Consider the following 19,485-nt stretch of genomic DNA (forward strand, 5'->3'; position numbering starts at 1 on the left):
GGTCAGTTCTCCCGCTGATCCTCCTCCGCCAGCACCTGTTGGGCGGTGGCGAAGGCCCGGTTCGCCGCGGGCACCCCGCAGTACACGGCCGTCTGCAGCAGCACCGCGCCGATCTCCTCCGGGGTCAGCCCGTTGCGCCGGGCCGCGCGCACATGCATCGCCAGCTCGTCGTAGTGGCCGTGGGCGACCAGCGCGGTCAGCGTGATCATGCTGCGCTCGCGGCGGCCGAGCGTCGGGTCGGTCCAGATCTCGCCCCAGGCGTAGCGGGAGATGAAGTCCTGGAAACGGGCGGTGAACGGGGTCTGCCGGGCCTGGGCGCGGTCCACGTGCGCGTCGCCCAGCACCTCCCGGCGTACCGCCGTACCGCGTGCGGCGCCGCCGTCGAAGTGGGCGCGCAGAGCAGTCAGTACGGCCTCCGGGCACTGTGCGACAGCCAGATGGGAGGCCCCGGGGATCTCCACCAGTGCGGCGCCGGGCACGGCGTCCGCGATCTCCCGCAGATGGGGCGGCGGCGTCGCCGGGTCCTCCCGGCCCGCGATCAGCAGGGTCGGCACGGCGATCTCGGCGAGACGGTCGCGCAGGTCGAAGGCGGCCAGCGCGTCACAGCAGGCCGCGTACGCCTCCGGATCGGCCTCGCGGTGGTCCTGGACGAGCCGCGGCACGGTGAATCCGGGTGTGAACCAACGGGAGTTCGCGTGCTCGGCCAGCTCCGCGAGCCCCTTCGCACGCACCAGCGCGGCCCGCTCCTGCCACGGCTGCGCCCCGTTGAAGTGGGCGGAGGAGCAGAGCACGGCGAGTGACGACACCCGGTCCGGACGGTGCACGGCCAGGTGCAGGCCCACGGCACCGCCGAGGGAGACCCCCGCGTACGCGAACCGTTCCACGCCGAGCGCGTCGGCGAGCCGCAGCACCAGCGCGGCCAGGTCACCGACGGTCGCCCCGGGCCGGATCAGCTCCGCGGCCGAGCCTCCGTGCCCCGGCAGGTCCCAGCGCACCACCCGGTGTGTCACGGACAGCTCGGGCGCGACCGCGTCCCACAGCGCGTACGAGGTGCCCAGTGACGGGCCGAGCAGCAGGGGAGGGGCGGAGGCCGGGCCCTCGGCGCGGTGGTTGAGGAGTAGGTCGGTCAACGTCGCTCCAGTGCGCGGTCGGTGAGGGCAGCGGCGCTGCCGGTGTAGCGGGCGGGATCGGTGAGGTCGGCGAGGTCGAGGTCCTTCAACGCCGGTTCCTCGGACAGGAGTTCAGTGAGAGTCCGTCCCTCGGCGTGCGTGCGCCGGGCCAGCTCTGTGAGCAGCGCCTTGGCCCTGGCCCGGCCCAGTACCGGGGCCAGCTCGGCGGTCAGCCGTTCGGAGACGATCAACCCGCGGGTGAGAGTGAGGTGTTCGCGCATCGCGTCCGCGTCCACCCGCAGCCCCTCGGTGAGTTCGGCCGCGTCCCTGGCCGCCCCGCCCACCAGCCTCAGCAGGTCCCGCAGCGGCTCCCATTCGGCGTGCCAGGCACCCGCCGGGCGCTCGTCCTCGGCCACCAGCGACCCGTACAGCGTGGCCGCGAGCTGGGGCGCCCGCCGGGCGGCGGCCGCGATCAGCGTGGACCGTACGGGATTGGCCTTGTGAGGCATCGCCGAGGAACCGCCGCCGCTGCCCTCCGCCACTTCGGCGATCTCGGTGCGGGAGAGGGTCAGCACATCGGCGGCGATCTTGCCCAGCGCCCCGGCCGTGAACGCCAGACATCCGGCGAGGTCCGCGACCGGCGTGCGCAGGGTGTGCCACGGCAGCTCGGGCACCGCGAGACCGGCCTCCCGCGCATACGCCGCCACCAGCGCGGGCGCGTCCTCGGCGCCGTACGCCGTGAAGGCCGCCAAGGTCCCGGCCGCGCCCCCGAGTTGGACGGGCAGCGACTCCCGTACGACCGTCACCCGGTCCCGGGCGTCCAGCACCAGCGCGCGCCAGCCCGCCGCCTTCAGACCGAACGTCGTCGGTACGGCGTGCTGGGTGAGGGTGCGGCCGGGCAGTGCGCTCTCCCGGTGCTCGGCGGCCGGCCGCGCCAGCGCCGACGCGGTGCGCTCCAGGTCGGCCAGGAGCGGGGCCAGGGTGCGGCGGGCGACCAGCATCAGGGCGGTGTCCAGGATGTCCTGGCTGGTCGCGCCCCGGTGCACATACGGGCCGTACTCCTCGCCCACCGCCCCGGTCAGCTCCTCGACGAGCGGGATCACGGGGTTGCCGCCCGCACGGGCGCGCCGCGCGAGCGACGGCACGTCGAAGCGGCCGGCGTCGGCCGCCTCGGTCACCGCCCGTCCCGCCTCGGCCGGGCCCTGGGCGCGGCTCAGCGCGGCCTCGGCGTCCAGCAGGGCCTGGAGGAAGGCGGTGTCACTCGTGGCGGACGCGGCGGCGCTGTCCGCCCATCCGGGGCCGAGCAGGCTGTCGGCATCGGCAGAATCGGCAGAAGTCACTGGTACTCCAGGAAGACCGTTTCGCCCTCGCCCTGAAGGCGGATGTCGAAACGGTAGGCGGCCGGGTGCTCCTCCACCGCGATCAGCGTGGCGCGTCGCCCCGGATCCACCCGGGACAGCAGCGGGTCCGCGGCCAGCGCCGCCTCGTCGCCCGGGAGATACACGCGGGTGTAGAGGTGGTGCAGCAGTCCGCGGGCGAACACGCACACGCTCAGGTACGGCGCGCTCCGCCCGCGCGCCCCGGGCCGCAGGGTCCGTGCGTACCAGTGCCCGTTGGCGTCGGTCTGGACCCGGCCCCAGCCGGTGAGCTCCACGCCGTTGCGGCCGAGGAAGCCGCCGGTGGCGGGGTCGCGCCGCATCGACCCGTCGGCCCGCGCCACCCGGCCCTGCGGATCGGCGCCCCACAGTTCCAGCAGGGCGTCCGGCAGCGGGTTGCCCTCGCCGTCCCGGACGTATCCCTGGAGTGTGAGGGTGTCGGGGTGGCCGAGCGGGGCGATGTCGCCGCCGCCGGGGAAGGGCAGGGCGTGGCCGTAGAAGGGGCCGACGGTCTGCGAGGGCGTGGGCCGGACGGTCTCCGGGCGGTCTGAGTCGATCCTCGTCATCTCAGGTCAGCGTCCTTCTTCGAGCCAGGTGGCGTGCGGGCCGTCGAGGACGATGTCCCAGCGGTAGCCCATGGAGAACTCCGGCACCGACAGGTCGTGGTCGTAGGTCGCGATGAGCCGCTCGCGGGCGTCGTCGTCGGTGACGGACTGCAGGATCGGGTCGTAGGGGAACAACGGGTCGTTCGGGAAGTACATCTGCGTCACCAGCCGCTGGGTGAACGCCGTACCGAAGACGGAGAAGTGGATGTGCGCGGGGCGCCAGGCGTTGAGGTGGTTGCGCCAGGGGTAGGGGCCCGGCTGGATGGTGGTGAAGCTGTAGCGGCCCTCGGCGTCGGTCAGGGTGCGGCCCACGCCGGTGAAGTTCGGGTCGAGCGGGGCGTCGTGCTGCTCGCGCTGATGGGCGTACCGGCCCGCGGAGTTGGCCTGCCAGATTTCCACCAGCTGGCCGCGCACCGGGCGTCCGTCGCGGTCCAGGAGCCGCCCGGAGACGGTGATGCGCTCACCGATGGGCTCGCCGGTGTGCTGGCGGGTCAGGTCGTTGTCGATCTCGGTGATGTCCCGCTCGCCGAAGGCGGGGGAGGACAGCTCCACCAGCTCCGGGTCCTTGCTGACGTCGATGGCGACCAGCGGCTGCTTCGGGTGACGCAGGAGGGAGGAGCGGTAGGGCGCGTAGTCGCGGCGCGGGTGGTGCTCGCGGGGCGCGCCGTCGGCGGTGCGCTTCTCGTAGGCGGCGTGCTCGGCCGCGATCTCCTGGTCGATGTCGTGCTGGGTGAGGGTCATGGGGTTCCTCGTTCGATGTAAACCGGGTTCACAGCAGATCCTTGGCAACGGTCAGTTCCGCGTCGGTCTTCGCGACGATCTCGTCAACGGCCACCCCGGGCGCGGTTTCGACGAGCCGCAGGCCCTCGGGTGTCACATCGAGCACCCCGAGATCGGTGATGACCCGGTTCACACACGCCTTGCCCGTGAGCGGCAGGGTGCACTCCCTGAGGACCTTCGGGGAGCCGTCCTTGGCGGTGTGGGTCATCACCACGACGACCGTACGGGCGCCGTGCACCAGGTCCATCGCCCCGCCGATCCCGGTGACCAGCTTCCCCGGGACGGCCCAGTTCGCCAGGTCGCCGCCCGCGGACACCTGCATCGCGCCCAGCACGGCCACGTCGATATGACCGCCCCGGATCATCGAGAACGACAGCGCCGAGTCGAAGAAGGAGGCGCCCGGCAGCACGGTCACCGTCTCCTTGCCCGCGTTGATCAGATCCGGGTCGACCTCGTCCTCGGTCGGGTAGGGGCCGGTGCCCAGGATCCCGTTCTCCGACTCCAGCACCACCTCCACACCCTCCGGGAGGTGATTGGGGATCAGCGTCGGCAGCCCGATCCCGAGATTGACGTACTGACCGTCCTTCAGCTCGCGCGCCGCCCGCGCGGCCATCTCCTTGCGTGTCCAGGCCATCAGTCGCGCACCGTCCGCCGCTCGATCCTCTTGTCCGCCGCCTGCTCCGGGGTCAGCGCCACCACCCGCTGGACGAACACACCCGGCAGATGCACCGCGTCGGGGTCGATCGCGCCGGGCTCGACCAGTTCCTCCACCTCGGCGATCGTCACCCGCCCGGCCATCGCCGCCAGCGGGTTGAAGTTCCGGGCCGACTTGCCGAACACCAGGTTCCCGTGCCGGTCGCCCTTCGCCGCCCGCAGCAGCGCGAAGTCGGTACGGATCCCGCGCTCCAGCACGTACTCGGTGCCGTCGAACTCCCGGACCTCCTTCGGCGGCGACGCCACGGCGACCCCGCCCCGCCCGTCGTAGCGCCAGGGCAGCCCGCCCTCGGCGACCTGGGTGCCGACCCCGGCGGGGGTGTAGAAGGCGGGGATGCCCGCGCCGCCGGCCCGCAGCCGCTCCGCGAGCGTGCCCTGCGGGATCATCTCGACCTCCAGCTCACCGGCCAGGTACTGGCGCGCGAACTCCTTGTTGGCGCCGATGTAGGAGCCGGTCACCCGGGCGATCCGCCCGGCGGCGAGCAGCACCGCGAGCCCGGACTCCATGGCGCCGCAGTTGTTCGACACGACCTTCAGGCCCGACACACCCCGCTCGTACAGGGCCTCGATCAGCACGTTCGGCACACCGCTGAGCCCGAATCCGCCGACCGCCAGTGACGCGCCGTCCGGCACGTCCGCCACCGCCTCGACAGCGGAGGCGACCACCTTGTCCATACGTGCAGCCCCATCTCATTCGTGCGCCCGGACCGTCCCCGGGTTGTCCATTAATCAGGGCACTGAGTATTTCAGCGAGGTTCTTTCACGCTGCCATCGGGACAACGGCCCGTCAAGACCCGGTTCACACGGCGGGTCACCCCCGGAGACGAGGTCGGTCCCGAGGGGTATTGTTCAGTGCACCTACGAATTCGGCGACGGGAGCGCACATGGCCGCGGTGGATCTGGCCACCCATCCCGGGCACCTGGCCCGGCGCCTCCAGCAGGCGCACTACCTGCTGTGGAACACGATGGTCTCGGAGGAGATCACCTCCCCGCAGTTCGCCGTGCTCAACACCCTCGTCGCCGAGCCCGGACTCGACCAGCGGACGGTGGGGGAGCGGGTGGGGCTCGACCGGTCGACGATCGCCGAGGTCATCAGCCGGCTCGGCCGCCGCGGGCTGCTGGACAAGGTGCGCGACCCGCAGGACGGCCGCCGCTTCCTGCTGCGGCTGACGGACGACGGGGTGAAGGTGCACCGCAGGCTCACCGTGCGCACCGCCCGGATGAACCAGGTCTTCCTGGCCCCGCTTTCGCCCGAGGAGCGGACCGTGTTCTTCGACCTGATCCGGCGCGTCGCGGACGCGGCCGAAGACCTCCGCAACCCCGGGGAACCCCTCGTCGCCCAGGGGTGATCCCGGGACTCAGCCCGCCTTCGCGAACACCACCCACACCTGGCCCTCGGCGAAGTTCACCGGGTCGCCGTCCGCCGTCGTGAACTCGGTGCCGTCCTCGGCCGTCGGACGCTTCCACTCCACGTCGTAGGCGCGGCCGTCGCGCAGCACCTTGGCCCGGCCGGAGCCCACGGTCTCGGTGTACGGCGTGTAGTTGCCGAGGTAGTCGTGGAACTCCGACTTGCGGATCGGGACGTACTGCACGACCACCGTCGCCGGGGTGATCCGCTCGCCGTCGGAGGTCACCGTCGGCCTGCCGTCCTGCGCGACCTGCCAGCCCTCCTGCTTCTCGGACCAGGTGAAGGTGAAGCGGGTGGCCGGGTAGCGGACGGTCTCCGAGGTGTCGGCCGTGCCGCCCAAGGGCGCGTCGCCGTAGCGGAAGCCGGTGACGGTGAGGGCCTCGGCGCCGGGCGCGGAGGGCATCAGACGGTCGGGGCGCAGGTAGAGGTTGTGCGGGGCCGGCCGGTTCGGGGAACGGAAGTAGGCGCCCGCCGTTCTCTCCGGTGGCTGGGCGTCCAGGGGCGCCTGGTCGATCAGCGGCAGCAGTTTGCTCTGGGCGCCGGAGAAGGCGAGCGTCGGGTCGGGGAACTGGCGCAGCAGCTCCAGGTCGGACTCACGGGCGCTGCGGACGGGGCCGACCGTCTCGGGCAGCTCGGTGGCGTACACCGCCATCAGGCGGGTCAGGCCTGCCTCGACCTGCTCGACGTAGACGATGTCCGCGGCGTCGAGGCCGGTCTGGGGTTTGGCCGCGGGGACGTTGTCGATCTTCACGGCGAGGACCGGGGGCGCGGGCGGGGTGGTCGCTTCCGCAGGGGTGGACGGCTGCCGGGTATCGGGGGCCCGGCTGTCGTCGCGTCCCCCCGGTGAGCTGCAGCCCGCCGCCAGGGCCGCCGTCAGCGCCGAGGCCAGCAGCGTCGCCGTCACCGTGCCGCGTCTCTCGCGCACCTTGCGTCTCATCGTCACCGTCGGCACCCCGTTTCTCTTGTCAATAATTGTGCGCTCATATGTTCATCGGTGGCCATACCCGATCGATTCCGGCGCGTCTCGCTTACTGCGCCGATCGGCGCACCCGCGGTTCCCCGCGCGTGCCCCGGGTACCCGGGGCACGGATCTCACGGATCTCACGGATCTCACGGTCCTGACGGATCTCACGGACCTCACGGAGGGAGTCGACGGCGTGAAGGCAGTGACATGGCAGGGCAGGCGGGACGTCCGGGTGGAGAACGTGCCCGATCCGAGGATCGAGGAGCCCACGGACGCGGTCATCCGCATCACCAGCAGCGGACTGTGCGGCTCCGATCTGCATCTGTACGAGGTGCTCACCCCGTTCATGACGCCGGGGGACATCCTCGGCCACGAACCGATGGGCATCGTCGAGGAGGTCGGCGCCGCGGTGCCGGACCTCAAAGCGGGGGACCGCGTGGTGGTGCCGTTCCAGATCGCCTGCGGCGACTGCTGGATGTGCCTGAGCGGACTGTTCACCCAGTGCGAGACGACTCAGGTCAGCGGCGAGGGCATGGGCGCCGCCCTGTTCGGCTACACCCGGCTCTACGGCGCGGTCCCGGGCGCCCAGGCCGAGTATCTGCGCGTCCCGCAGGCCCAGTTCGGCCCGATCAAGGTGCCCGAGGGCCCGCCCGACGACCGCTTCCTGTACCTCTCCGACGTGCTGCCCACCGCCTGGCAGGCGGTCGCCTACGCCGGGATCCCCGAGGGCGGCAGCGTCGCGGTGCTCGGACTCGGGCCGATCGGCGACATGGCCTGCCGGATCGCCCTCGCGCAGGGCGCCGGGACCGTGTTCGGGGTGGACCTGGTCACCGAGCGGCTGCGCCGGGCCCGGGACCGGGGCGTGGAGACCTTCGACCTCAGGGACTTCGACGGAGAGAAGGAACTCGTCGCCGCCGTCCGCGACCGCACCGACGGCCGCGGACCGGACGCCGTGATCGACGCGGTGGGCACCGAGGCCCACGGCAGCGCCGCCGCCAAGCTCGCCCAGACGGCCACCGGCATGCTCCCCAGGGCGCTGAGCGGCAAGCTCGCCCAACGGTTCAGCGTCGACCGCCTCGCCGCCCTCCACACCGCCATCGAGCTGGTCCGCCGCGGTGGCACCATCTCCCTGTCCGGCGTGTACGGCGGCATGGCCGACCCGCTGCCGCTGCTGACCATGTTCGACAAGCAGCTCCAGATCCGCATGGGCCAGGCCAACGTACGGCGCTGGACCGACGAGATCATGCCGTACCTCACGGAGGACGACCCCCTCGGTGTCGACGACTTCGCCACGCACCGCGTGCCGCTGAGCGACGCCCCGCACGCCTACGAGATGTTCCAGCGCAAGCAGGACGGCGCGGTCAAGGTGGTCATGAAGCCCTGATCACGAGGCAGGACGGCGCGGTCAGGTGGTCATGAAGCCCTGATCAACGCGAGCCCGATCAGCCGCCCAGGATCTCCTGGAGGTCGTACCGGACCGGCACCTCCAGCTGGGCGTACGTGCAGCTCTCCGGGGTCCGGTCCGGGCGCCAGCGGCGGAAGCGGGCGGTGTGCCGGAAACGGGCCCCGTTCTCCATGTGGTCGTAGGCCACCTCGCACACCCGCTCCGGGCTGAGCGGCACCCAGGACAGGTCCTTCTTGCCGGACCAGCGGCTCGGCGCCCCCGGCAGCCGCGCCGACTCGTGCGCCGCCTCCTCGGCCCACGCAGCCCAGGGGTGCCCGGAGAAGTCGTCCATGCGCAGTGGCTTCAGCTCCTCGATCAGCTGGGCCCGCACCTTCATCGAGAAGGCCGCCGAGACCCCGACGTGCTGGAGGGCGCCCTGGTCGTCGTAGAGGCCCAGCAGCAGCGAGCCGACCACGGGGCCGCTCTTGTGCAGCCGGTACCCGGCGACCACGACGTCCGCCGTGCGCTCGTGCTTGATCTTGAACATGGCGCGCTCGTCCTGGAGGTACCGCGAGGTGGGCGGCTTGGCGATCACCCCGTCCAGGCCGGCCCCCTCGTACTGCTCGAACCAGCGCTCCGCCACCTCGACGTCCGTCGTCGCGGGCGCCACGTGCACGGGCGGACGGGCGTCGGCCAGCGCCCTGGTCAGCAGCGCCCTGCGGTCGGTGAGCGGCACGTCCAGCAGCGACTCGTCGGCCAGCGCCAGCAGGTCGAAGGCGACGAAGGACGCCGGGGTCCGCTCGGCCAGGGTCCGCACGCGGGAGGCCGCCGGGTGGATCCGCTCGGTGAGCGCGTCGAAGTCCAGCCGCCCCTCCCGGGCGATCACGATCTCCCCGTCCAGCACGCACCGCTCGGGCAGCGACTCCTTCAGGGACTCCACCAGCTCGGGAAAATACCTGGTCAGCGTCTTGGTGGTACGGCTTCCCAGCTCGACCTCGGCGCCGTCGCGGAACACGATCGCCCGGAAGCCGTCCCACTTCGCCTCGTACTGCATGCCCGGCGGGATCTTGGCCACCGACTTGGCGAGCATCGGCTTCACGGGCGGCATCACCGGGAGGTCCATGGCTCGACTGTAAGGAGCCTCGCCCAGGTCCGCGCCCCGGGCGGCCGTCACTGCCGGCGCGCCCGCACCTCCTTGCAGAACTCGCGCGAGATGACGACGGCCGCTACGGCGACGCTGAGGACGATGGCGCATCCGAACAGCCCAGGCAAGATCATGCCGTCATCCTCGCAGGTGGGTGGCGGGGTGGCCGCACCAGGGGCGAGCCCGTCGGTGTGCGGACCGTGAGCGCCGCGCCTACCGTGGCCGCATGGGCGATGCGGTGGAGCTGGAGGCGGGCGGGCGCACGGTGCGCCTGTCCAGTCCGGACAAGGTGTTCTTCCCGGAGCGCGGCTTCACCAAGCTGGACCTCGCCCGCTACTACCAGGCCGTCGGCCCCGGCATCCTGCGCGCCCTGCGCGACCGGCCCACCACCCTGGAGCGCTACCCGGACGGCGTGAACGGCGAGCACTTCTTCCAGAAGCGGGCTCCGAAGAACTGGCCCGACTGGATCCCCACCGCCCACATCACTTTCCCCAGCGGCCGCAGCGCCGACGAGATGTGCCCCACCGAGGAGGCGGCCGTGCTGTGGGCCGCCCAGTTCGGCACCCTCACCTTCCACCCGTGGCCGGTGCGCCGCGCCGATGTGGACCGCCCCGACGAACTGCGCATCGACCTGGACCCGCAGCCCGGCACCGACTTCGACGACGCGGTCCGCGCCGCGCACGAACTGCGCGCGGTACTGGACGAGTTCGGCGGGCTGAAGGGCTGGCCCAAGACCTCCGGCGGACGCGGACTGCACGTCTTCGTGCCCATCGAACCGCGCTGGACCTTCACCGAGGTCCGCCGGGCCGCCATCGCGGTGGGCCGCGAACTGGAGCGGCGCATGCCGGACCAGGTGACCATCAAGTGGTGGAAGGAGGAGCGGGGCGAGCGCATCTTCGTGGACTACAACCAGACCGCCCGCGACCGGACCATCGCCTCCGCCTACTCTGTACGCCCCCGCCCGCACGCCCCCGTCTCCGCGCCGCTGCGCTGGGACGAGGTCGGCGTCGCCCACCCCCGGGACTTCGACCTCGCGACCATGCCCGCGCGCTTCGCCGAACTCGGCGATGTGCACGCGGACATGGACGATCACCGCTTCTCCCTGGAGGCCCTGCTGGAGCTGGCCCGCAAGGACGAGCACGACCACGGGCTCGGGGATCTGCCGTACCCGCCCGAGTACCCCAAGATGCCGGGGGAGCCCAAGCGGGTACAGCCGAGCCGAGCCCGCAAACAGCCGCCTACAACTCCTTGATCCGGATGTCCCGGTACGACACCACATCGGTGGTGCCGTGCACCTGGAGCCCGATGTAGCCGGAGGCGAACCGCCGCCCGTCCGTGCCCGGGTCGTCCGAGCGCGGCGGGACGAAGTCCTGGCCGCCGGTGTTGTCGAACTCGTTGATCAGGACGCCGTTGCGGTAGACCGAGTAGTGCTGGTCCACCACCCGGATCTCGTAGTCGTTCCAGGTGCCCTTCTCGGTCACGCCCGCGCCCGCGAGGCCCACGCGGTCGAAGCCGTAGACCGAGCCCGTCTTGTACATGTCGCCGTCGGGACGGTCCAGCACCTGCACCTCGTGCCCGTACTTGATGGCGACCCACTCCGGCCGGGACTCCTCCGGGTGGCCGTGGACCCACGGGAAGCGCACGAACACACCGGAGTTGGCGTTGCCGGTGCCCGGCGCGTCGTCACGCCACTGGAGGCGCAGCGAGAAGTCGCCGTACTTGCGCTCCGGGAACCACAGCATGCCGAGGCCGCTGCGCGTGGTGCCGCTGGTCATCGAGCCGTCGGCGTTGAGGCCGAACGAACCGCCCCCCACGTGCTGCCACTTGGCGAACGAGCCCGCGCTGCCGTCGAAGAGCGTCCGGTAGCCCTCGGTCTGGCCCGGTCTGCCGATGCCGGACTGCCGGGCCGCCTTGGTGATCGCCTTGTGCTCGCGCTGGTCGATCACGCCCTCGCGCTGCAGCCGGTCGAGGACGGACTTCACATGCTTGAGGAACAGCGCGTGCGAGGTCCACTCCTTCTCGTCCTCGATCATCTCGTTGATACGGCACCGGTTGTTGCTGAGCCGGTTGGGCACCCCGGAGTCGACCGTGCCGACGATCACCGTCAGCCGCTCGTCGTACTCGGGGCAGGGCGGCGCGGGCACCCCGCCCGCCACCACCGTGAAGCTCACGGTGCGGGCCGGGGAGGTGTTGCCGGCCTTGTCGGTCGCCCGGTACGCCAGCGTGTGCGCGCCCGCGCGGTCGACGATCACCGGCCCCAGGTAGGTGAGATAGGGCCCGCCGTCGAGGGAGTACTCGACGATCTCGACCCCGCCGTCGTCGGTGGCGCTGACGGTGACCTTGGCACTGGCCACGAACGCCCCGTCGGAGTTGCGGGTGCCCTCCACGCTCACACCGGTCACCGGGGGAGTGGTGTCCTCCGGCGGCGCCGCGACGACCGTGAACTGCACGTTCTTCTCGGCCGACACATTGCCCGCCTTGTCGGTGGCCCGGAACCGCACGGTGTGCGAGCCGACCTGATGGACCATCACCGGCATGGTGTACGGCTGCCAGGCACCCGAGGCGCCGATGGCGTACTCGATGGTGTTGACGCCCGAGCCGGTGTCGGAGGCGGTGACGGTCACCGTCGCCATGTCGACATAGGTGCCGTCCGGATTGCGCTCACCGCTCACCGTCGCCGAGGTCTCCGGCGCGGTCGTGTCGTCGGTCGGCGGGGCCACGACGGTGAACTCGACGCTCTTCTCCGCCGATACGTTCCCGGCCTTGTCACTCGCCCGGTAGCGCACCTTGTGGCTGCCGACCTGGTCGATCACCACCGGAGTGGTGTACGGCTGCCAGCTCCCGGCGTCGCCGACCGCGTACTCGACGCGGTCCACGCCGGAGCCGCCCTCCTCGTCGGTGGCGTGGATCGCCACGCTCGCCGAACCGACGTACTGCCCCTGGGAGTTCTGCGTCCCGGAGACATGCGCGGAGGCCTGCGGCGCCGTGGTGTCCTCGCCGGTGCCCTCGGTGACCACCAGGATGCCCTGCATCTGTCCGTGGCCGGGGATCGTGCAGTGGTAGAAGTACCGGCCCGGGGTGAGCGTGACCTGGGCGGTGTGCCGGCCGCCCATGTCGTCGTTGGGGTTCGCGAGGATGTTCAGCTCGACATCGCTGTTGAACTCGGGGTCCGAGGTGACGAACGTCAGCGTGTGCGGCATGCCGGTGGTGTTGCCGGTGGCCGCGCTGTTCTCGAAGACGATCGTCGCCGTGCCCGCCACGGCGGTGGTGGGCGCCGAGGTGTACTTGGTGATGTCGTCGTTGGCGGTCCAGGTGAGCACCTGTTCCGCCGCCGCGGCCCGCTCGGGGCGCGCGGTGGAGGGCGCGGCCTGAAGCCCGAGCAGGATCAGTACGGCCGCCAGCAGGGCCGTGAGGAGTCTTCGCTGCCGGCTCATCGGGCTCCCCTCGCCAACTGGTCGGCGGCAGGCGTCGGTCCGCCGCCCGTGTAAGTGACCCGCCACAGCGCCGACTTGGCGTCCGAGGTGAAGAAGCCCCGGCCGTAGTCGAGCACGTACAGCGCGCCGTCCGGACCGAACTTCCAGTCCATGAGGTTCTTGATGCCGTCATTGCCCACCGGCACGATCTTCTTCAGCGACTCCGAGTGCACCGGCAGTCCGCCGTCCCCGTGGTTCTTCGGGTCGGTGATGACGGCGTTGCGCGGCTGGTCGGCGTCGTAGAAGTCGCCGACGAACCACTTGCCGTCCCAGTACGCGGGCCACTTGACCTCGCTGGAGGCGGCATCGTCGTAGCGGTAGACGGGACCGTTCATCGCCGCCTGGCCGCCGCCCTTGAGCCACGGGAGCCGGTAGGTCGCCTCGTCCTGCTTGTAGGAGGGGATGCCGCCCGCGTCGCGAGGGAAGTCCGGTGCGCCGCCCTGGGGCGAGTACCAGATGTTGTTCGCGGTGACCGGCGGCAGGTTGACCAGGCCGTCGTTGTTCGGGGACTCGTTCTTCGGGTGGTCGCAGTTGTACCAGCCGAGCGGCTTGGACGGGTCGGGCAGATTGCGGTCCCGGTAGGGCTGCTTGTTGCCCATGCAGTACGGCCAGCCCCGGTTGCTCGCCTTGGTGATGACGGCGAAGGTGTCGTACTTGGCCGGACCCCAGGTCGTGGACGGGGCGCCCGCGTCGGGGCCGACCCAGCCCGCGTAGAGGGTGTCCGTCTCCTTGTCGACGAAGATCCTGGCCGGGTTCCGCACCCCCATCACATAGATCTCGCCGCGCGTCTTGCCGCCGCCCTCGTCGGTCTCCCGCCCGGTGAACAGGTTGCCCTCCGGCAGGGTGTACGTGCCGTCCGGCTCCGGGTGGATGCGCAGGATCTTGCCGTTGAGGTTGTTGGTGTTGCCGGCGGTGCGGCGCGCGTCGGCGAAGGAGACGCCCTTGTAGTTGGGCTGCGGGTTGTTTCCGGAGTAACCGTCGCTGAAGCGGCTGGAGTTGTTGTCGCCGGTCGCGATGTACAGGTTGCCCTTGGAGTCCCAGGCCATCCCGCCGCCCGCGTGGCAGCAGCTGTGGATCTGCACGGGCCACTTGAGCAGCACCTTCTCGCTGCTCGGGTCGAGCTTGTTGGTGGCGAGGTCGAGGGTGAAGCGGGAGACGCGGCGCTCGGCCATCCGGGTGTCGCGGTTGATCCCCGAGTGCGGGGTGTAGTGCAGGTACACCCACCCGTTCTCCTGGAAGCGCGGGTCCAGCTCGATGCCGAGCAACCCCTCCTCCACCTTGACCAGTTCGTCGCCGCCGCCCTTGTTGCCGAAGACGCTGAGCGCGCCGGCCAGGGTGACCTTGCCGGTCTTCGGGTCGTAGACGTGGATCTCGCCCTTGCCCTTGCCGATGTCCGGGTTGTTCCAGTCGGTGATCACCGGCTGGGAGGAGTCGGCGCCGCCGCGCCCGATGTAGAGCACGCGGCCGTCGGGGGCGGTGACCAGGCCGTGCGGTTCGCCGATCTGGTCGTTCTGGCCCGGCTGGTTGGGCTTGGTGAGCCGTTCGGACTTGTAGTTGGCGGTGATGGTGGCCTTGCAGTCCGCCCGGGCGATCCGGGTCGTCCACAGCAGGGCGCCGCGCAGATGGGCGCGGAAGTCGGTCTCGTCGTAGGAGGACACGGTGCCGCCCATGGCGGTGTAGAAGGACCGGCCGCCGTCGTAGTCGCGGCACCAACTCACCGGGTGGTCCCAGCCGTTGGCGCTCGCTCCGGGCTGGTAGGTCGACTCGCGGACCCGGGCGACCGTGTGTACGGTACCGGTGGGGTTCTTCACCCAGTTGAGCCATCGGTCGGGGCGCTTCCACTGCACCGGCAGGCTCCTGGTGGCCGGGTGGACACGGTCGCCGACCTCGACGGTCGCGCGCTGCACGGTCGTTGGGCTGGTGGGGGCGGGGCGGGCGCCGATCAGTCCGGTGAACCAGTCGGAGTACGGCTCGGCGCGCGCCGCGTCGTGCAGGCCGACGAAGCCGCCGCCCGCCTCCATGTAGGCCTCCAGCCCGGCCTCCTGCTCGGGGTCGAGCACATCGCCGCCGCCGGTCAGGAAGACGACCGCGTTGTAACGGCCCAGCCTGGTCTCGTTGGTGAAGACCGAGGCGTCGTCGGTCGCCTCGACCGTGAAGCGCTCGTCCGCCGGTCCGGACAGACCGATCCGCTCGATGGCCTCGATCCCGGCGTTCACCAGAGGCGACTCGTCACCTGCGGCGGCCGAGCCGTAGAAGATCAGCACCCGTACGTTCGCGCCGCCCGGGGGCGACTTGATGGACATCGTTGTCAAGGGTGGATCCGGGGCGGGGTGCGCGTTCGCGGGCGGGCCCGACACCAGTCCGGCGGTGACGGCCCCGGCCGCGATCATGGTGGCCCAGCCGCGTCTTCTTGTGCTCAACCCTCGTAAGTGCATGGGCACCTCCTCGGTCACAGCAACAGCGCCAAGGAAGTTAGACCTCTTTGCATCACCCGCCAATACCTATGGCCGTAATCACTCGAACTTTGTCCAGGCTGTGGATAAACGGCCGCGACCCTACTACTGTCTCGAACTCCGTACCGGAACAGGGGAGTTCGGCATGGACAGACGCGGGTTCAACCGGCGGGTACTGCTCGGCGGGGCGGCGCTGACGACGACATCGTTGTCGCTCGCGCCCCCGGCCCACAGCGCCGTCCGGGCGGCGCGCACGGCGCCCGCGGGCGGCGAGGTCAGGCACATCAAGATGTACGCCGAGAAGCTCGCCGACGGTCAGATGGGCTACGGCTTCGAGAAGGGGAAGGCGACGATCCCCGGCCCGCTGATCGAGCTCAACGAGGGCGACACCCTGCACATCGAGTTCGAGAACACCATGGACGTGCCCGTCAGCCTCCATGTGCACGGCCTGGACTACGAGATCACCAGCGACGGCACCAGGCTGAACAAGAGCGACGTCGAGCCCGGCGGCACCCGCACCTACACCTGGCGCACCCACACCCCCGGCCGCCGCAAGGACGGCACCTGGCGGTCGGGCAGCGCGGGTTACTGGCACTACCACGACCATGTCGTCGGCACCGAACACGGAACGGGCGGTATCCGCAAGGGACTCTACGGGCCGGTGATCGTACGGCGCGCGGGCGATGTGCTGCCGGACAGGACGTACACGATCGTCTTCAACGACATGCTGATCAACAACAGGCCGGCGCACTCCGGGCCCGACTTCGAGGCCACGGTGGGGGAGCGCGTCGAGTTCGTGATGATCACGCACGGCGAGTATTACCACACCTTCCACCTGCACGGTCACCGCTGGGCGGACAACCGCACCGGCATGCTCACCGGCCCCGACGACCCCACCCAGGTCATCGACAACAAGATCGTGGGCCCGGCGGACTCCTTCGGCTTCCAGGTCATCGCGGGGGAGGGCGTCGGCGCGGGCGCGTGGATGTACCACTGCCATGTCCAGAGCCACTCCGACATGGGGATGGTGGGGCTGTTCCTGGTGAAGAAGAAGGACGGCACCATCCCCGGGTACGAGCCGCACGACCCGCACGACCCGCACGAGCACTGAACGGCCGCCCGGTTCAGTCGTTCCCGGCGCGCAGGGTGTCCAGGACCTGCGCCAGCAGTTCGGCGCGGTCCTCGGGGTCCGGGTAGAGGTCGTCCTCGACGGGGCGGTCGGCCCAGCCGCCGCGGTCCAGGCTCTCCAGCAGACCGATCAGCTCGGCGCGTACGCCGTCGGGGACGTAGCAGTCCGCCGGGCCGCAGATGAAGTCGGTGACCCCGAGGAACACCGGTTCCACGTCCGGGCGCCGCAACTCGGCGGTGAGGCGGGCGAATCCGCCCGGCTCCTCCCGGAACAGCGCGCCCTCCACGCTCGCGGCCCGCACCCCCGGGTCCCGGGCGTCGGCCTTGGTCGCCAACGCCGCCGAGGCGGCAGCGGTGTTGGCCTCGTCGCGGCACACGATCAGGGCCAGGGAGGAGGCCGCCGCGCGGACGACGGGCAGGCTCGGGTCCTGGTTCACCGTGTCGATCAGGGCGGCGACCACACGGGCCTCCTGGGGCGAGCCGCCGCCGAACGCGTCCAGTCCGGAGGCGGCGGCCGCCCGTACCCGCGGGCTGGGGTGGGCCAGGGCGTCCAGGAACCGGTCCACCGGGGGGTCGTCCAGCGGGCGGGTGTTCTGCAGCATGGTGTAGCAGCGCAGAACCGTGGCGAGGGTGAGCGGCTGCCGTGCGCACAGGAAGTCCAGCGTCGCCCGGACGGCGGGCCGCCTGACCTCGTCGTTGAAGAGGAGCATGCACTCCAGGGCCTCCGCGCCGAGCGCGGCCCGCTCCGGCTGGGTGCTGCGGCACCAGGCGATGGCCTCCGCGACACGTACCCCGGCCCTCGCGCGGTCCGCCCAGGACGTGTCCTCGGGGCGCTCGCACAGCTCCATCAGGATGTCGCCGCGCTCCTCGCTCCCGGGGGGATGGGCGAGGGCCCGCTCGAAGGCGTACCGGGCCTCGGCCCTCGTGCGTTCGGAGTCCTCCGGGGACAGCGGAGAGGCACGCAGAACGGCCTCGTGCAGCAGTTCGACGGCCGCGCCGAAGGCCACGGCGTACGGCACGGAGCCCGGCCGCATCCGCCCCAGCTCATGGGGCCGCCAGCCCTGCTCGCGCAGCCGCTCCAGCCGGCCGCGCACATCCTCCGCGAGATCGTCGCCGACGCTCGTCACCGGTACCCCGGCCCCGTACTCGGCCATCAGCGCGGTCCACTCCCGCACCAGGGCAGCCGGATCGTCGACGTGCTCGGCGAACATACGCTCGACCCGCTGCCGTGAGGCCCGGTCCCGGCACAGCGCGTCCGCGAACGGCTCCGCGATCGCGTTGAACGTCTCCGGCGTCGGCTCCCGGTCCAGCGCCCGCGCCAGCTCCCGTACCGCCCACGCGTGATCGCGGACCCGCGCGATCTCCTGCGCGGCCGCGGCCCGCACCTCCGCGTCGGTCGACGCCAGCCGCTCGGCCAGCCGTCGCTTGCGCTCCTGATCCCCACCCCTGCCGAACAGCACGCGAACAGCCTAGAGGGCACACCCGGTATTCCGTCCTCGCTCTGAACGGTCGCGCCACTCGGGGCGTGCTTCGGCGGCGATCGACGGCAAGCGGTGCCAGACTCGGTCGGGAACGGCGAAGCGATCCCTCAGAGGAGGGCCCCATGCTCACCACCCGGTACGTCCAGGGCGCCCCGAACTGGGTCGATGTCGGGACGCCCGACCTGGAGGGCGCCGCGTCCTTCTACCGCGCCCTGTTCGGCTGGGAGTTCCGGTCGGCGGGGCCGGAGGCCGGCGGGTACGGCTTCTTCCAGCTCGGCGGGCGCACCGCGGCGGGCGGGATGCGGGTCGCACCCGAGCAGGGGCTGCCCGGCTGGCACGTGTACTTCCGGAGCGCGGACGCCGACGCCACCGCCGAAGCGGTCCGGCGGGCCGGGGGCAGTGTGCTGATGCCGCCCGACGACGTGTTCGGGCAGGGGCGGCTCGCCTTCCTCGCCGACCACGCGGGCGTGCCCTTCGGGGTGTGGCAGCCCGCGGCCATCAAGGGGCTGGACGTGGTGGGTGAAACCGGCGCGCTGTGCTGGGTCGAGCTGTACACGGCGGACGTGGCCCGGGAGGCCGCCTTCTACGACCGGGTCTTCGGCTGGGAGACCTGCGCGATGCCCCTGCCGGGAGGTGTCTACACCGGCATCAACCCCGCCGGCGAGGACGAGGAAGCCATCTTCGGCGGCCTGGTGGCCCTGGCCGACGACCCCACCGGCACCGAGACCGAGCCGTACTGGCTGCCGTACTTCGCGGCCGAGGACGTCGACGGAGTCGTCGGCAGGGCGCGGGAGCTGGGCGGCGCGGTGCGGATGGCGCCCGTCGACATCGAGGGCGTCGGCCGGACGGCCAAGCTGGCGGACCCCTACGGAGGCCGCTTCGCGGTGATCAAGGGCAATCCGCAGACCTGAGAGAGCGCTCGCGCGGTACCGCGCGCCGCCGTGCCCCGCCCCGCGGTGCGCGGGCATCATCGTGACGCGCCCCGACCTCCCGTCGCCCGCCGTTGATCCGGCGTTGATCAAACGTTTTTCGCCGCGCGGCACGCTTCACGCCATGTTCATCGACACAGTCCCCACGCCCGACCTCGCCTGGCAGGAGGAGGCGTTGTGCGCGCAGACCGGGGCGGAGTTCTTCTTCCCCGAGCCGGGCAGCTCGGTGCGCGAGGCCAAGCGGATCTGCGGCCTGTGCCCCATCCGCTCCGCCTGCCTTGAGTACGCCCTCGACAACGACGAGCGCTTCGGAGTGTGGGGCGGGCTCTCGGAGAAGGAACGCCTGGCCCTGCGGCGCATACGGGACTGACCACCACGGCACCGGAAATCCGTGCGACCGGCCCTTCGGGCACCGGTTAGGATCCGGGGGCGTCCCGGACGTGGAGCAGAGGCAGACTCGCCGCCTTGTCAGGGCGGATACGCCGGTTCGAATCCGGCCGTCCGGGACCCGGGGGGCCACCGCACCGCCGCGGGCGC

The 19,485-nt window shown here is 71.5% G+C and carries 17 protein-coding genes and 1 tRNA gene; 7 read left to right on the plus strand and 11 right to left on the minus strand.

Annotated features, from left to right (window positions below):
• Positions 1 to 2: 2 nt before the first annotated feature.
• Genes pcaDC through ACZ7L7_RS02005 form a run of 6 tightly spaced genes read right to left on the minus strand, consistent with a single transcriptional unit; the run spans position 3 to position 5,259 of the window.
• Positions 3 to 1,130 carry a bifunctional 3-oxoadipate enol-lactonase/4-carboxymuconolactone decarboxylase PcaDC gene (gene pcaDC, locus ACZ7L7_RS01980; RefSeq protein ID WP_471428007.1) on the minus strand — a complete coding sequence of 376 codons (1,128 nt, stop codon included), beginning with the start codon at positions 1,128 to 1,130 and terminating at the stop codon, positions 3 to 5.
• On the minus strand, positions 1,127 to 2,449 hold the full coding sequence (gene pcaB / locus ACZ7L7_RS01985) for a 3-carboxy-cis,cis-muconate cycloisomerase (protein WP_471428004.1): 1,323 nt from the start codon (positions 2,447 to 2,449) through the stop codon (positions 1,127 to 1,129). Before pcaB ends, pcaDC begins: the two co-directional genes overlap by 4 nt.
• Positions 2,446 to 3,051, minus strand: coding sequence for a protocatechuate 3,4-dioxygenase subunit alpha (pcaG, locus tag ACZ7L7_RS01990; RefSeq protein WP_472074406.1), 606 nt, complete (start codon positions 3,049 to 3,051; stop codon positions 2,446 to 2,448). Before pcaG ends, pcaB begins: the two co-directional genes overlap by 4 nt.
• 6 nt (positions 3,052 to 3,057) lie before the next feature.
• Complete coding sequence (pcaH, locus tag ACZ7L7_RS01995; RefSeq protein WP_453606920.1) at positions 3,058 to 3,831, minus strand: protocatechuate 3,4-dioxygenase subunit beta; 774 nt, start codon at positions 3,829 to 3,831, stop codon at positions 3,058 to 3,060.
• A gap of 28 nt (positions 3,832 to 3,859) precedes the next feature.
• Positions 3,860 to 4,504, minus strand: coding sequence for a CoA transferase subunit B (locus ACZ7L7_RS02000; RefSeq protein WP_471427999.1), 645 nt, complete (start codon positions 4,502 to 4,504; stop codon positions 3,860 to 3,862).
• On the minus strand, positions 4,504 to 5,259 hold the full coding sequence (locus ACZ7L7_RS02005) for a CoA transferase subunit A (RefSeq protein ID WP_471427998.1): 756 nt from the start codon (positions 5,257 to 5,259) through the stop codon (positions 4,504 to 4,506). Before ACZ7L7_RS02005 ends, ACZ7L7_RS02000 begins: the two co-directional genes overlap by 1 nt.
• 209 nt (positions 5,260 to 5,468) lie before the next feature.
• Between ACZ7L7_RS02005 and ACZ7L7_RS02010 the strand changes: the two genes are divergently transcribed.
• Positions 5,469 to 5,933 (plus strand): MarR family winged helix-turn-helix transcriptional regulator, encoded by a 465-nt coding sequence (locus ACZ7L7_RS02010; RefSeq protein WP_285513875.1) that lies wholly within the window; start codon positions 5,469 to 5,471, stop codon positions 5,931 to 5,933.
• A gap of 9 nt (positions 5,934 to 5,942) precedes the next feature.
• On the opposite strand, the gene ACZ7L7_RS02015 is transcribed toward ACZ7L7_RS02010, so the two are convergent.
• Positions 5,943 to 6,929, minus strand: coding sequence for a DUF3048 domain-containing protein (locus ACZ7L7_RS02015; RefSeq protein ID WP_453606933.1), 987 nt, complete (start codon positions 6,927 to 6,929; stop codon positions 5,943 to 5,945).
• Between the two features lie 220 nt (positions 6,930 to 7,149).
• On the opposite strand from ACZ7L7_RS02015, the gene ACZ7L7_RS02020 reads away from it, so the two are divergent.
• The gene (locus ACZ7L7_RS02020) at positions 7,150 to 8,340 is read left to right on the plus strand and encodes a zinc-dependent alcohol dehydrogenase (protein ID WP_471427996.1); all 1,191 of its coding nucleotides are present in this window, start codon (positions 7,150 to 7,152) and stop codon (positions 8,338 to 8,340) included.
• A 58-nt stretch (positions 8,341 to 8,398) separates the two neighbouring features.
• On the opposite strand, the gene ACZ7L7_RS02025 is transcribed toward ACZ7L7_RS02020, so the two are convergent.
• The gene (locus tag ACZ7L7_RS02025; RefSeq protein WP_472074409.1) at positions 8,399 to 9,463 is read right to left on the minus strand and encodes an ATP-dependent DNA ligase; all 1,065 of its coding nucleotides are present in this window, start codon (positions 9,461 to 9,463) and stop codon (positions 8,399 to 8,401) included.
• A 247-nt stretch (positions 9,464 to 9,710) separates the two neighbouring features.
• Between ACZ7L7_RS02025 and ligD the strand changes: the two genes are divergently transcribed.
• Complete coding sequence (gene ligD / locus ACZ7L7_RS02030) at positions 9,711 to 10,736, plus strand: non-homologous end-joining DNA ligase (protein WP_285513878.1); 1,026 nt, start codon at positions 9,711 to 9,713, stop codon at positions 10,734 to 10,736.
• Here ligD and ACZ7L7_RS02035 read toward each other — a convergent pair.
• Positions 10,723 to 12,918 (minus strand): OmpL47-type beta-barrel domain-containing protein, encoded by a 2,196-nt coding sequence (locus ACZ7L7_RS02035; protein ID WP_472074411.1) that lies wholly within the window; start codon positions 12,916 to 12,918, stop codon positions 10,723 to 10,725. The two genes, ligD and ACZ7L7_RS02035, sit on opposite strands and share 14 nt — an antisense overlap.
• Entirely contained in the window at positions 12,915 to 15,392 is a 2,478-nt protein-coding gene (locus tag ACZ7L7_RS02040; RefSeq protein ID WP_472074413.1) for a ThuA domain-containing protein, read from the minus strand. Before ACZ7L7_RS02040 ends, ACZ7L7_RS02035 begins: the two co-directional genes overlap by 4 nt.
• Before the next feature lie 163 nt (positions 15,393 to 15,555).
• On the opposite strand from ACZ7L7_RS02040, the gene ACZ7L7_RS02045 reads away from it, so the two are divergent.
• The gene (locus tag ACZ7L7_RS02045; protein ID WP_285513881.1) at positions 15,556 to 16,521 is read left to right on the plus strand and encodes a multicopper oxidase domain-containing protein; all 966 of its coding nucleotides are present in this window, start codon (positions 15,556 to 15,558) and stop codon (positions 16,519 to 16,521) included.
• Between the two features lie 13 nt (positions 16,522 to 16,534).
• Here the strand turns inward: ACZ7L7_RS02045 and ACZ7L7_RS02050 are convergent, their stop codons facing one another.
• Positions 16,535 to 17,998, minus strand: a complete 1,464-nt coding sequence (locus ACZ7L7_RS02050; RefSeq protein WP_472074415.1) for a hypothetical protein — start codon at positions 17,996 to 17,998, stop codon at positions 16,535 to 16,537.
• Between the two features lie 143 nt (positions 17,999 to 18,141).
• Here ACZ7L7_RS02050 and ACZ7L7_RS02055 point away from each other — a divergent pair, with 143 nt between their 5' ends.
• From ACZ7L7_RS02055 to ACZ7L7_RS02065, 3 genes are all read left to right on the plus strand, one after another.
• Positions 18,142 to 18,930, plus strand: a complete 789-nt coding sequence (locus ACZ7L7_RS02055) for a VOC family protein (protein ID WP_285513883.1) — start codon at positions 18,142 to 18,144, stop codon at positions 18,928 to 18,930.
• A 142-nt stretch (positions 18,931 to 19,072) separates the two neighbouring features.
• Positions 19,073 to 19,318, plus strand: a complete 246-nt coding sequence (locus ACZ7L7_RS02060; RefSeq protein WP_176711587.1) for a WhiB family transcriptional regulator — start codon at positions 19,073 to 19,075, stop codon at positions 19,316 to 19,318.
• Between the two features lie 64 nt (positions 19,319 to 19,382).
• A tRNA-Asp gene (locus ACZ7L7_RS02065) sits at positions 19,383 to 19,454 on the plus strand.
• The last annotated feature ends 31 nt before the right edge of the window (positions 19,455 to 19,485 follow it).

The organism is Streptomyces sp. NPDC110618 (genome assembly GCF_055657065.1).